The 13343-nt window shown below is 69.0% G+C and carries 12 protein-coding genes; 4 read left to right on the top strand and 8 right to left on the bottom strand.

Going from position 1 to position 13343, the window contains the following annotated elements; genetic code table 11:
* Positions 1–407: 407 nt before the first annotated feature.
* The 3 genes from ACZ7OY_RS24440 to ACZ7OY_RS24430 all read right to left on the bottom strand — a co-directional run bounded on the left by ACZ7OY_RS24440 (position 408) and on the right by ACZ7OY_RS24430 (position 4352).
* Complete coding sequence (locus ACZ7OY_RS24440; RefSeq protein WP_471913325.1) at positions 408–1130, bottom strand: NADPH-dependent F420 reductase; 723 nt, start codon at positions 1128–1130, stop codon at positions 408–410.
* A 296-nt stretch (positions 1131–1426) separates the two neighbouring features.
* Positions 1427–2476: an LLM class flavin-dependent oxidoreductase gene (locus ACZ7OY_RS24435; protein WP_471913324.1), complete on the bottom strand. Its 1050-nt coding sequence runs from the start codon at positions 2474–2476 to the stop codon at positions 1427–1429.
* Positions 2477–3527: 1051 nt separating this feature from the next.
* Entirely contained in the window at positions 3528–4352 is an 825-nt protein-coding gene (locus ACZ7OY_RS24430) for a helix-turn-helix domain-containing protein (protein ID WP_471913472.1), read from the bottom strand.
* Between the two features lie 709 nt (positions 4353–5061).
* Between ACZ7OY_RS24430 and ACZ7OY_RS24425 the strand changes: the two genes are divergently transcribed.
* A complete protein-coding gene (locus ACZ7OY_RS24425) occupies positions 5062–6099 on the top strand; it encodes an LLM class flavin-dependent oxidoreductase (protein ID WP_471913471.1) in 1038 nt (345 codons plus the stop codon).
* A gap of 282 nt (positions 6100–6381) precedes the next feature.
* Here the strand turns inward: ACZ7OY_RS24425 and ACZ7OY_RS24420 are convergent, their stop codons facing one another.
* Positions 6382–6993, bottom strand: a complete 612-nt coding sequence (locus ACZ7OY_RS24420) for a YceI family protein (RefSeq protein ID WP_471913323.1) — start codon at positions 6991–6993, stop codon at positions 6382–6384.
* A 320-nt stretch (positions 6994–7313) separates the two neighbouring features.
* On the opposite strand from ACZ7OY_RS24420, the gene ACZ7OY_RS24415 reads away from it, so the two are divergent.
* On the top strand, positions 7314–7499 hold the full coding sequence (locus ACZ7OY_RS24415; RefSeq protein WP_471913322.1) for a hypothetical protein: 186 nt from the start codon (positions 7314–7316) through the stop codon (positions 7497–7499).
* Between the two features lie 155 nt (positions 7500–7654).
* Here the strand turns inward: ACZ7OY_RS24415 and ACZ7OY_RS24410 are convergent, their stop codons facing one another.
* The 4 genes from ACZ7OY_RS24410 to ACZ7OY_RS24395 form a co-directional block, all read right to left on the bottom strand.
* Positions 7655–7945: a hypothetical protein gene (locus tag ACZ7OY_RS24410; protein ID WP_471913321.1), complete on the bottom strand. Its 291-nt coding sequence runs from the start codon at positions 7943–7945 to the stop codon at positions 7655–7657.
* A 195-nt stretch (positions 7946–8140) separates the two neighbouring features.
* Positions 8141–8431: a hypothetical protein gene (locus tag ACZ7OY_RS24405; protein ID WP_471913320.1), complete on the bottom strand. Its 291-nt coding sequence runs from the start codon at positions 8429–8431 to the stop codon at positions 8141–8143.
* Between the two features lie 129 nt (positions 8432–8560).
* Positions 8561–9046 carry a peroxiredoxin gene (locus ACZ7OY_RS24400; RefSeq protein ID WP_471913319.1) on the bottom strand — a complete coding sequence of 162 codons (486 nt, stop codon included), beginning with the start codon at positions 9044–9046 and terminating at the stop codon, positions 8561–8563.
* 327 nt (positions 9047–9373) lie between these two features.
* A complete protein-coding gene (locus ACZ7OY_RS24395; protein WP_471913470.1) occupies positions 9374–11341 on the bottom strand; it encodes a SpoIIE family protein phosphatase in 1968 nt (655 codons plus the stop codon).
* A gap of 322 nt (positions 11342–11663) precedes the next feature.
* Between ACZ7OY_RS24395 and ACZ7OY_RS24390 the strand changes: the two genes are divergently transcribed.
* Positions 11664–12251 (top strand): TetR/AcrR family transcriptional regulator, encoded by a 588-nt coding sequence (locus tag ACZ7OY_RS24390; protein ID WP_471913318.1) that lies wholly within the window; start codon positions 11664–11666, stop codon positions 12249–12251.
* A gap of 359 nt (positions 12252–12610) precedes the next feature.
* A complete protein-coding gene (locus ACZ7OY_RS24385; RefSeq protein ID WP_471913317.1) occupies positions 12611–13330 on the top strand; it encodes a hypothetical protein in 720 nt (239 codons plus the stop codon).
* Positions 13331–13343 lie beyond the last annotated feature (13 nt).

Raw genomic sequence — 13343 nt, 5'->3', positions numbered from 1 at the left:
GACACCCCTGACCGCCGACATGCCGCGGACGGGCTCCATGCGTGCACCTCTACGTCGGAAGTGCGCCCCGGTGCGTGGTGAGCGGTCTGACCGGCCGACGGAGCGGTGGGGTGCGAAGGAGCCGCCTGTCACGGCCGCAGTGAAAGTTCCCATGGGGAACACCTCGATTGGCATTGAAACTTACTGATCAATCAACTGATCGGTGGATGAAGGCACCTGACGCGCGACGCGTCGAGCATCAGGGGCTATGGCCGTCAGCAGTCGGCACGAAGTCTCGGATCAACTGCACCGCAGCGCCGTCGCGTACGGCCGGGTGATCGCGTCACATGCGTCACTGGACCACGCTGCCGTGCAGGCCGTGCAGGGCGGCTCGGCCGTACGTCGGCAGACCGGCACGGGGATGGCGGTCAAGCTGCTGGGGAGCTCGCCGCCGACGCGACGGTCCGCGCGCTGATCACGGCCCGTCCGCGCTCCGATTCCGGGAAGCGGCTGAGCATCCCGCGCAGTTCCCCGGCGGTGACGTTGGCTCCGAAAGGCTCGGTGCCCGGTTCGAGCCGTACTCCTTCGGCGAGGGAACCTGCGATGACGGAGTCGAAGCCGAGAGCGTTGACGAGGCGCGCGACGGTGGCGAGGTCGTCCGGGTCGTCACCGGCGATCGCGATCGCCTTGCGCCCGGGCGTTCCCTCGGGCTGCGCGCCGTATTCGAGATCGTGGTAGCCCATGTGGTTGAACGCTTTGACCACCCGTGCTTCCGGCAGATAGGCCTGCACGATCTCGCTCGAGGAGGTGAGCGGGTCGGCGAGGTCATCGCGGATGCCGTCGACCTCCCACCAGTAGTTCATGGCGTCGATGACAACCTTGCCCCGCAGCTTCTCCGCCTGGATCGTGCGGTACTTGCCGAGCGGGAGCGCCAGAATGACCACGTCCGCTTCCGCGGCCTGCGCCGCGGTGACGGGGACGGCGTCCGGGGTGAGGACTTCCACGGTGAGTGCGATCTTGGCTGGGTCGCCCGATCCGGCGATGAGCACGCGATAGCCGCCCACCAGGGCAAGGCGCGCCAGCGCCGTGCCGACCTTCCCCGCGCCCAGAATGCCGACCGTGCGCACGGCCGTGGTGGAGGTAGTGTCCATGTCTGCTCCGTTCGTGGAGTCAGCCTGCGCAGGTGTCGCGATCGGCTGTGCCCCGTGGTGTGGATGAGGTCGAAGCGGCCGGCACCGAGTGCCTGGAGGGCGCGAGCCGACTTCGGACGGCCGCCTCGGGCCGGCCTGTGTCGAGCGAGTCATGCTCGACGGGAAGACGTCGACGCCCGCCTGCTGCTGCATGAAGACGGTCTCGTCGAGGATCTGTCCGACGGGCGGCGCGTCGGACGCCGGGATGCCTGTCGTCCTGCGGCACCTCACCGAACGTGTCCAGGCCGGAGACGAGATCAGGCACGAGCCGCCTCTTTCGCGAGCAGTTCCCTCACCCGCGGCGCGACTTCGCGGCCCAGCAGCTCGATCGTGCGGGCCCGGGTTTCGCGGGGAAGGTGCATGACGTCGTACTTGAGATCGAAACGGTCGAGGTGCAGAGCACGGGCCATCGTCGCGATCTTGCGTGCGACGGTCTCGGGGGAGCCGACGAAGAGCGCACCCTTGTCCACTTCCGCCAGGTAGCGCTCGCGGGTCGGCTGGTAGAACCCGCGCTCCTGCGCGAGGGCGGCGACGACCGGTTGCCAGTACTGCCACCAGGTCTCGATCGCCTCCTCGTCGCTGTCGGCGACGAGCCCCAGCGAGTGCTGGGCGACGGGCTGCCTGGCGTGCCCGAACTGTTCGAGCGACCGGTGGTAGAGCTTGACATGGCCGGCGAAGCGCTGTGGGTGTCCCCCGATGGCCGCCAGCATGAGCGGCAGGCCGTAGCGGGCCGCACGAACCACGGAGTTCGGGCTGCCGCCCACGCCGATCCAGGTGGGAATGCCGCCGGGCGGCATCCGGGGACGCAGTTGCTGCTCGACGAGCGGCGGCCGGAACCGGCCCGACCAGGTCACCGTCTCCTCACGCTGGAGGCGCATGAACAGGTCGAGCTTCTCCTCGAACAGCGCCTCGTAGTCGGCAAGGTCGTATCCGAACAGCGGGAACGACTCGGTGGCCGACGCCCGCCCCAGTACCAGCTGGGCGCGGCCGTTCGAGGCGGCATCCAGCGTGGAGAACTCGTGGTGGAGCCGCACGGGGTCATTGGTGCTCAGTACGGTCACCGAGGTGCCCAGCCGGATCCGCTGCGTGGCGGTGGCGATCGCAGCGAGCAGGACGGGGGTGGCACTGTCGTTGTGGCCGGCGCGGTAGTGCTCACCGATGCTGAACACGTCGATCCCTACGGCTTCGGCGAGTCGGGCCTCCTCGATCAGCAGGCGAACGGTCTCGGCATCGCTCATCGGCCGGCCACCGTCGGTGGCGACCTCCCCGAATGAGTTCAGCCCCAATTCGAACACTGTGGCCGTCATTGCACTCCTCCTGCTGATACAGATCCGGCGCGCGGATTACTTGATGATTGAAATAGTTCGGGCATGTAGTTGATCTCTCGACTAATTCCCGGGGTCGCTTCAACAGCGTTGATCTGCCTCGGAACACGGGCCGGGACCTGCCGGGGCCTGCGACCGTCCAGAGTGACGGCGCCGTCCTGATTCAGCCGCCCGCCGCCAGCCAGGCGCGCGGGCCGGCAGGTGGGTTGCGGCGGGTGCGGAGGTTCGTCCCGCTGCAACCTGGCGTCACCTGGGCCACATTAGGGCGCAGACGGAGCGCTAGCCTCCCCCTGCCAGTACGGGGGTAGAAGCACCAGACTCGACTACGGTGTAGACCCGACGCATTCGGCCGGGCCGGGCGGCCCGGCCCTGAGGATCCCAACGGTAGGCGCCAAGACGTTCTCTTCTTCGGCGCCGTTACGCCGATAACGGATCGGCAGGGCGCTGTTCGCCGTAGTGATGGGGGCGCGCCTGCGCGGGGTCTCGGCCCGCTCGGTCGGCGGCCCGGTCGAGGCATTCGACGCGGAGGGCGCAATCCGCTCAGCCCGACGGCGTCGATACGCTTCTCGGCCAGCTACGGCGGCTGCAGGAGCGCCTGGCCTCAACGGCCGGAAGGCACTCGCAGTGTCCGTTGCGCCATGCCGAACGACTGCCAAAGCGCTCGCCCCGGGGTGGCATCAATCAGCTCGGCGGCGGGGCCCCGATCAGCTCCTGCAGGATGCATTCCCACACCCTCCTGATTGCTTCGGCTCCGTCGGCCTGGCGTGGCGACCAGGGCAGCCGCACCCTCTCCGACCCGAACACGGCCATCGTGTTGCCCTCCCTGGCCGAACCCGGCATTCGCCAGGTGGCTTGCGCGATGCCCTGCCCCTTGTCCGGGAAGCATGCCCCGCCGACGGATGTGCACCCCCAGCAGGCACCCGCGCACATTGGCGAGACCAGGCCCGGCTTGGCCCCTCCATGGGGCGCGATCAGCGGATGCTGTCCGAGATCTGCCCATGGCGCGCCATCACCCCGTAGCCCTGCCCCGGTTTCACGGCGTGGAGGGGCGGCGTGCGCAGAGGGACGCGATGGCGGACGCGGTCGCCTCGTCTGCCGCAAGCCACATCTGGAGCCACTGGCCCGCCTCCCCGACGTGGAGAACCTCGGTGGTGACGTTCATGATCCCGGCAACCGGGTGAGAGAAACTCGCGCCGGAAGGCCGCTGGCACGCAACAGGATGAGCGGCCCATCGCGAGGTGAACTCGTCAACCCCGCTCAGGTCGTCGAGGAGGGTCCGGAACTCGTGATCGCCGCCCCAGTCCGGCTGGGCAGCCCGCAGCCAGCCCACCACCTGGTCCGCCTTCGCCGCCCACTCGCTCTCGGCCAATATCCGGCGCGACATGGGATGCAGGAAGTGGTAGCGAAGCAAGTTGGGCGATTCCTCATCCAGCAGTCCCAGCGGCCTGACCGTTGCTTCCCATGCGCTGTTCCATGCCACGACATTACAGATCGGCCCGAACACGCTGGCCGGCATGGGGCCGAGATTCGCAAGCAGCGTGCGCACCGTGGGTCGCGTGTCGTCGCTGACCGGATGCGGAGGCGGCAGGAGAGCGGCGCTGTGGCGTTTCATGGCCAACGCCGCAAGGTACTGCTTCTCCTCGTCGGAGAGCTGCAGTGCATCGGCAAGCGCGGCGAGTACCGCATGCGAGGGATTCGTGTCCCGGCCCCGCTCCAGCCGTTCCACGTACTCGACACTCACGCCAGCAAGCGCAGCAAGTTCCTCCCGCCGCAACCCGGGGGTCCGTCGTCGGCCATGAGAGGGCAAACCCACTTGCTCTGGTCTCAGCTGCTCCCGACGCGATCGCAGAAACGACATCTGACCCCTTTTGATCATTTCCGCGGCCTCAGTCATCGTTGAGCCCTCGCTCGAACACCGCGCCCCCCACACCGAAGCTTTTGAACTGCATACCCTTTGGGGCCATTCCGATGGGCCATCAGATTGCTGCGCGCGACGCCGGCGGCCGAGGTTCCGGCAAAGCCGACGCGGCGACGGCAAGAGGCAGCGCCCAGGCCGCCGGCACGCCCCTCAACCGTCACACCGCGACCGCCGGAGCGGGCCCGGGCCCCGTGACCTCCCGGGCTGAAGTCCGCCCCAAGAGCGCCTCCCGTCCGGCACATGGCCGCACCTGGGCCATACGGCCCCACCGCCCGCGCCTCGAGCCCTGCTGCTCGTCCATGGCACAGGACACTAGAACGCTAACTTGCAAAAAACAAGTTTGCTCGAATGCCAGTCGCGAACCGTCATCCTCGGCTCGATCATCGTCACGGGCGCGGCCTCCGACACACCGGCAACGTCGGCGTCGTCCGGCGAGCAGGCGCCCCGGCTTCGGCGCTTCCGCCACCACAGGCGCCGCGCTATGCGTCGACGGCGGCGTGGTGAGCAGCGTCATCCCCTGACTGGACCCCCTCGGCCGTGCGGCTGTAGCGAGCCCGGTGCGGCCGGTCCGACGAGGCGCCACCGCACCGAGGATGCGGACCGCCAAGACGCCCAAGACCAGGTCACCGGGGAATGAAGTCGATCTCTGATTGTTGAAACCTATACGAAAAAGATCGGGTTCCTGTCCTTCGGTCACTGGGCACCGTCACCGCACTTGCAGACGCGTTCCGCGGCGGACTCCCTGCTCCAGGCGATCGACCTCGCGGTCGCCGCGGAGGAACTGGGTGCCGACGGCGCCTACTTCCGGGTCCACCACTTCGCCCGGCAGTACGCCTCTCCGTTCCCGCTGCTCGCGGCCGTCGGCGCGCGCACCAGCCGGATCGAGATCGGCACCGGCGTGATCGACATGCGCTACGAGAATCCCCTGTACATGGCCGAGGACGCGGGCGCGGCCGACCTGATCTCCGGCGGCCGGCTCCAGCTCGGCCTCAGCCGGGGATCCCCGGAGCAGGTCGTCGAGGGCTGGCGGCACTTCGGCCACCTGCCCGAGGAGGGCCAAACCGCCGCCGACATGGCACGGGCGCGCACCGAGCGACTGCTCGAAGTCCTCAGGGGCGAGGGCTTCGCAGAGCCCGAACCCCATCCGATGTTCGCCAACCCGCCGGGCCTGCTGCGCATCGAACCGCACTCCGAGGGACTGCGCGAGCGCATCTGGTGGGGATCAGGCTCGAACACCACCGCGGTCTGGGCCGCCCGGCTCGGAATGAACCTGCAGAGCTCCACCCTCAAGGACGACGAGAGCGGCGAGCCGCTCCATGTCCAGCAACGCAAGCAGATCGATGCCTATCGCGAGGCGTGGCGGGCCGAGGGCCACACCCGCGAGCCGCGGGTGTCGGTCAGTCGCAGCATCTTCGCGCTCACCGACGACCGGGACCGCGCGCACTTCGGCCGGGAACGCAGTTCCAAGGACCAGATCGGCTACATCGACGCCGACACGCGCAGCATCTTCGGACGCTCCTACGCGGCCGAACCCGACGTCCTCGTCGAGCAGCTCGCCGAGGACGAGGCCGTCACCGCCGCCGACACGCTGCTGCTCACCGTGCCCAACCAGCTTGGAGTCGACTACAACGCCCACGTGATCGACAGCATCCTCACCCACGTCGCCCCGTCGCTCGGCTGGCGGTGACAGCGGCCTTCACGAGGTGCCCGGAAACGGCCGGCTTCGCCCCGAGGGGGAGTCAGCCCGCTTGTCGCTGTACGCAGTCATCAGAATGGGTCGTCCCTCGGCTCGGACCGGCAGGGACCGGCCCGGCCGCCGGAGTGAGAGCGATGTCGCGGGTCCGGCGGTCCGTGGGTGTCCACGGACCGCGGCCGGCCCTCGCTCCCCGGTCGTCCGGCGCCGCATGGGAGCGGGGCTCTCCCGTGCGGCATGGCCCGGGCCGGGGCTGTGGCGCGCGGTGCGCCCGGATCAGGCGTTCTTGATCGCGGAGATGTCGAAGTGCAGCTTGATCTTGTCCGAGACCAGCACGCCCCCGGTCTCCAGGGCGGCGTTCCAGGTCAGGCCCCACTCGGAGCGCAGGATCTCGGCCTTGCCCTCGAAGCCGACGCGCTCGTTGCCGAAGGGGTCCTTGGCGACGCCGCTGAACTCCAGGTCGATGCTCAGCGGCTTGGTCACGCCGAGGATGGTCAGGTCTCCGGTGATCCTGAAGTCGTCGCCGCCCAGCGCTTCGGCCTTCGTGGAGCGGAAGGTCATCACCGGGAACTCGTCGGTCTTGAAGAAGTCGGCGCTCTTGAGGTGACCGTCGCGGTCGGCGGATCCCGTGTCGATGCTGTCCATCGTGATGTCGATGGTCGCGGTGGAGACGGCCGGGTTGCGGCCGTCCAGGTGCAGGCTGCCGGCGAAGTTGTTGAACTTGCCCTTGACGTTGGTGACCATGGCATGCCGCGCGACGAATCCGAACGTGGAGTGCGTGGGGTCGATGGTGTACGCGCCGCTGATCGCGGCGGTGTGCGGGTTCGCGGCGACGGTGGCGGTGGCGGCGGTCTGGGGGGCGCTGTTCTTGCGTCCGAAGATGCCCATGGTCTGTCTGCTCCTGAAAGAGAGGTGGCTCGGGCGGTAGAAAGAACCGAGCTAGTTGAACATTCAACCTATACAACGCCGCGGTCCGCCGACCTATTCCGGCTGCGCCCGATTTCCTGTTCCGCCGGACCCCCGAGCCGGCATCCAGCGCGTCCACCTGCCCCGACGCCGCCCGTGGCCGCCCCCGCCACCGGCTCGCCGACTCGGGCAGCAGGTCTTCCCCAAGGTCTTCCCGACGTACTCAGGCCCCCGCTTCAGCGGGCCGCGACCCGCACCCCACAGACGACGGGCAGGCCGTGTCCGGAGGTGGGCGGACAGCCGTGTACACCATGCACGGGGACGCCAGTGTCACCTACGCCGCCGACGGCGAGCAGGTCGCTGACATCGTCATCGACGGCCTCTGCCTGGAGGAGGACCTTCCCGGCATGCTCGCCGAAATCGGCGCAGCGCGGCTGCCGGAGTCGCCGAGTGGGAAGACCTCGAGCCCGGGGAGGCCGACAGCCTGATCGGCATGCGTGCCGCCTGCGCTCCTCACGCGGCTGTCCGCGGGGGCGTCGGCGACGCCGCCTCGGCTGGCGGACGCTTCGGCCCTACCCCAGTGGCTTCAACCCCGGTGCAGCACCGGAGGCTGGAGAGCCCTGCAGGCTCACCAGACACGCTCTCACCGAGTGAGATCCCCGGCCCGGGAGTCGGAGGAGCCCTCGGCACCGGCCTCCTGCAGCAGGAGCCGGCCCAGGGCGCGCGCCTCGTCGAGGCTGAGCGCCGCCCAGGCGCCGGACACGCCGCCACGGGCCTCCCCCACGGCCAACGCGATCCGGTGAGCGGGCCGGTCCGGGCGGCCGATCCGCAGGTGCCGCAGTTCGATCCTGCGCCCGCACCCGGTGACGAGGGGACCGTCACCGGTCCGGCTCTGCGCACCTTCGTGAAGCGACCCGTCCTCCACCGTTGCCATCGGTCTCACTCCCTCGCCGCCGAGCCGGGTCGTCCCCGGCGCCAGCTGTCCCCCGGCCGCACCTTTTGAGCCGTACATGAAGTAGTAGCGCTCTGTGCCTATGGAATTGTTCCCGCCGAGGATGCGGTCGCCGACTGAACGGGTCTCCCGCCGCGCTGCCGAGACTGCGTCACCTCGCCGGCCCCATCGCGGACGTCATTGCTCCATCCGCCGTGTGACGCCCGCTTCGGTACGGTCGCCGAGGAACGCGTACCACTGAGGTTCTCTCAGGGCGGCCAGTTGTCGAAGCACGGCGAGCTCTCTGGCGGTGAAGGGCGACCGGGCGCCGTCGCCCTCGGGAGCCTGGTCGTTCCAGCGCCGGGTGCGGATCTGCTCCAGCAGTGATCCGATCATCGGCAGCGGCAGCGAGGCGGCGCCGCCCGCGACTGCGCAGAGCATCTCGCTGATGTCCGCGAGGGTGGTCTGGCCGCGGGACATGAATGCCACGAGTCCGAGTCCGACACCAGCGGCTCACGCCCGGCCATTTCCGTTGACCGCGATCCACAGTGGCGGCGCGAGAATCTGCGGCACGGCAGATCGTGCTCGCCCGGCCGGGCGAGCACGAGGAGACACAGGTCAGCGCGGGCTCAGCGCGGCGATCTCCTTGGTGATCGTGTCGGTGTCCTGGAAGGTGAGTCCCAGGCGGGCGACATGCTTCCAGCGCACGACGCCGTCGGCGTCGATGACGAACACCGAGCGCTTCAGGCCCAGGCCGGGCATCTGGATGCCGTAGGCCTCGACGACCTTGCGGTCGACGTCGGAGAGCAGCGGGAAACGCAGGTCGCGCTTGCGGGCGAACTGCTCGTGGCTGTCCAGGTCTCCGAAGTTGATCCCCCAGACCGTCGTCCCGAGATCACGGAAGCGGTCCAGTTCGGAGGCGTAGGAGCAGAGCTGTTTGGTGCACACGAGCGAGTCGTCACCCGGGTAGAAGGCGAGCACCACCGGGGCCCCACGGTGCGCCGACAGGGAGAAGTCGCGGCGCTCGACAGCGCCGCCGTCGCCCAGCAGGACGCCACGGAGCGTGAAGTCGGGTGCGGGGGTACCGATCTCGGGCACGGACATGAGGGTTCCTCTCGGAGGGGATCAGGGTCCGGCGACTGCTCGTGGACCCTCTCGGAAACGATGCGTTAGGTATATAGAACGTTCTATCTCGTCAGAATGCCAGTCGCTGCCGCCCTCTGTAGCCGGGATCACAGGACAGGCTCCCTGCATGCCGGTGCGGCAGCCGTGGTCGAGCTGCCCTCTCAGCGTTCGGTCGTCGTCACCAGCCGGTGGCGCTCCGAGGTGGCCGGCCTCCTCCATCCAGTTCGCCTCACCGGCCGGGGTGACCCAGTCGGTCCGCTCGGCGGCGACCGGGACCGGGAGAAGACCGTGACGGCCGCCTCCTCGTCAGGCGCGTCGAATGACCAGCACGGCCACGTCGTCGAGGTGGTCGACCGCGAACGCGGCGTCGAGAATGCGATCAGCGGTCTCTTCGGCGTTCAGTCCGTCGTGGACGGCTCGGGCGGCCAGTGTTCCGGCTCGTTCCAGTCCGGCTTCCAGCGTCAGGCCCGGTCCTTCGACCACTCCGTCGGTGACCATGACCAGCGCACTGTCGTCTTCCAGGGTGAAGATCTCCTCGCGGTACTCGGTGCCGGACAGGACGCCCAGGACCGGCCCGCCCGGCAGCTCGCGGACCTCGTGACTGCCGTCTCCGTGTGCGTACAGCAGCGGCACATGGCCGGCGCTGGTGCCGGTCACCTGTCCGTCGTGCGGGTCGATGTGCAGCATGGTGCAACTGGCGAATCGTGCGGGGGCGGTCGTGACGAGCAGATCGTTGGCGCGGGTCAGCACGCTACCGGGATCCGGTTCCTGGGCGGCGATCGCGCGCAGGGAGACGCGGACCTGTCCCATGAAGGCGGCGGCGTCGGCGTCGTGCCCCTGCACGTCGCCGATCTCCAGCGCGATCGCGCCGTCGGGCATCATGAAGGCGTCGTACCAGTCTCCGCCGATGTCCAGCCCGACCCGGCTGGGGCGGTAGCGGGCGGCGACCTCCAGGCCCGGGAGGTGCTCCGGCAGCGCGGGGAGCATGGTCTGCTGCAGCGCCGTGGCCAGCTCGACGTGTGCCTGTTGCAGCCTGATCCGCTTGAGTGCCTGGCCCGCCAGGTCGGCCAGCGTGCCCACGAGGATCCGCTCGTCCAGGGGCGGCAGGTGTCCGCGGCGGTACAGCATCGCCCAGGCCCCGAGTGGCTGGTCGCCGGGCTCGCCGAGAGGGGTGATCGAGATGGCGTAGTCGGAGCCGAGCCGGAGCAACCGCAGGAGTGGGGCTTGCGGCCAGCGGCGGACGAAGTCCGCGCGGTCGGTGATGAACTGCGGCTTTCCGGTACGGATCGCCTCCGACAGCGGGGTCGGCTGGTCCAGCCGCAGGCCGTGCAGGGCCTGGACCTCGTGCATGTCTATTCTGGCGTCGGTGGAGATGCGCAGGCGGCTGTCGTCGACGAGTGCGAGCAGGGCGCCACCGGCGCCGAAGGTCGCGGCGAGCCGGGTCAGGACCACCTGCTGCAGTTCCTGCTCCCTGGCTGCGGTGATCAAGGCGGAGGAGAACTCGGCAGTGTCCTTTGCGCGCTGCCGCTCGGCAGTCAGCGCGGCCTGGGCCTTCTGCTTGCGCTTCTCCTGCGTGGTGTCGTCGCGGACCACCACGAAGGTCCGTTCGGGGCCGTCGAACCCCAGCTGGAGCCGACGCACTTGAACGGCCAACCGGCGCCAGCCTCCGTGCAAGGTGTGGTAGCGCAGCCCCAACCAGGGGGACTGCTGGAAGGAGGACGAGTGCAGGAGCCGCCAGAAGGCCTCCCTGTCGTCGGAGTGCACTGCCGACATCACTCTGGACATCGGCGCAACCGGATCCGGGATGAGCGCGACCAGGCTGGGCAGGCCACCGAGCCACTCCAGCTGGTCCCTCCGGGGTGAATACATCCAGAGGCCAAGGCCGGCGGCCGCGGTGGCCAGCCGGAACGGAATCAGCAGGCTGGCCAGATCGTTTCGTGCATCCAGGGCGCGCACCCACGTCAGTTCCTCGGATCCGGCGGCGTCCTTGATCTGTCGCGCCTCGAGCAGACAGGCAACGGGGACTCCGTCCCGCCCGGGAAACTCCAGCTCCCGCATCGCGACGGCATCCGCCCGGGCGGCGTTGGCCACCAGATTTTCGGCCGACATCCGCTGGCTTGCAGGCCACAGGTCACCGAAGTCACGCCCCCGGCACTGCTCCACCGGTCTGCCCAGCGCCGTGGCCATGGCGGCGTTGATGTCGCGCACGGCACCGTCCAGTGTCACAAGAACCGACGGGCAAGCGCTTCGATGAAGTTCCTCCAAGGCGTCCATCTGCGGCTCCCTGGCGCATACCAAAACCGCCTTTCCAGCTATTTTCTCGCATTTTGCCGGAATGCCCCAACAAAGGGAGTGTCCGACCATCTACGTCGCGTGACGACGGCAGGAACTCGGCGAAGGCAGTTCACGCCGTCTTGATCTTGCTGTCGGCCGCGGAACCCCTCCACCACACGCCCCCGCACCCGGCCCGCGGCGCAGGCACACCCAGGCCCGGCCGGCACCGCCACAGCGTCCGTCGGTCAGGCGGTCGGCACGCACCGCACCCTGTGCGCCACGCATCACACCAAAAAGAGACAGACCGTTCTATGCTGGCGGCATGCCGAAGACACCGGATGCACCCGCCACCACCCGCCGCTCCGCGGCACGCGACCGCCTGCTGGCCACCGCGAGCCGGCTCTTCTACAGCGACGGCATCCGCAGCGTCGGCGTGGACCGCGTCATGGCCGAGGCCGATGTCGCACGGGGCACTTTCTACCGGCACTTCGACGGCAAGGACGACCTCGTACGCGCCTACCTCGAGACGACCGACCAGCACATCCGCGACACCATCACCGCAGCCGCCAGGGAAATCCCCACCCCCGCCGGCCTCCTCACCGCCATCGCGCACGGCATCGGCGACGAAATCTGCGGCCCAGGCTTCCGCGGCTGCCCCTTCATCAACGCCGCCGCGGAATACCCCGACCCCACAAACATGATCCACCAAGCAGTCCTGAACCACCGCGCCTGGTTCCGCGAGCTCCTCGTGGACACCTTCCGACAACTCGGCGCCACCGACCCCGAACGGTCCGCCGACTCCATGATCGCTCTACGCGACGGCACCATGATCGCCGGCTACCTCGGCACTCCCCGGACAGCCGGCACCGTACTCACCCACGCAACCACCGCCCTGATCAACGCCCGCTGAACAACCCCGCCCCCAACTCCGACTCCAAAACCCCTTGAGGCTGACCGCGCAACCGTCGACCGGATGCTTCGAGCCGACGGGGTGCGGTGCCGGCATGCAGTGCGCGCAGGTCCGGGATGCCGCCCCGGCAGCGCTCTTCCTCTCCCCGCTCCGTATGGCCGCAGGGGCACCCGTACGGCCATACGGACCACCGGCTCCGCGAGTCGGCCGAAGTTCACGGACGGATTCTGAACGATGAAAGAGCCGCCCAGCCGATGAGGTCACCGCGGCCCGCCCGGCTGCGGCAGCCACCGAAGCCGGGACGCCCGATCGGTGCCCTTTGGCCACCGCAGCCTGACACCACCGAGCAGGAGACCGCCATGGACGCGTTGCTCGCACAGGTCCTCGATGCCCATGGTGGCCTCGACCGCTGGCACGCACTCACCACAGTCCGCTCCACCATCGTCAGCGGTGGCGACTTGTTCGCCATCAAGGGGATTCCGCAGGACCCCACCCCCCGGGAGATGACCGTCTGGCTGCACGAACAGCACGCCTCCGTGATGCCGTTCGGCGCCCCCGACCAGAAGACCGACTTCACGGCCGACCACGTCAGCATCAGAAAGGACGACGGCCGCGTCGTGGCCGAACGGAACGAGCCGCGCACGTCGTTCACAGGGCACGACCTCGACACCCCGTGGGACCCACTGGACCGCGCCTACTTCAACGGGTACGCGCTATGGACGTATCTCACCACGCCCTTCCTGCTGTCGATGCCGGGCTTCACCGTCGTCGAGATCGAATCATGGCGGGAAGGAGACGAACTCTGGCGCGGACTGCGCGCCACGTTCCCTCCCGGCATCGCCAGCCACAGCACGCAGCAGGACTTCTACTTCGGCTCCGACCATCTCCTGCGCCGGCACGACTATCACGTCGACATCGCAGGCGGGTTCGCCGCGGCACAGTACGTCTACGACATCGTGGACGCGGACGGGATCCGCTTGCCCACCAAGCGCCGGGCCTACCGAAGCGATGCGCACAACCGCCCGATCCTGGAACAGACCATGGTCTCCATCGACATCGGCAGCCCTCGGTTCACCTGACATCGGGCCGGCC

The organism is Streptomyces sp. NPDC107559, from assembly GCF_055657365.1.
The sequence above is the reverse complement of the archived record's forward strand: the minus strand, read 5'-3'. Positions and strand labels throughout refer to the sequence as shown.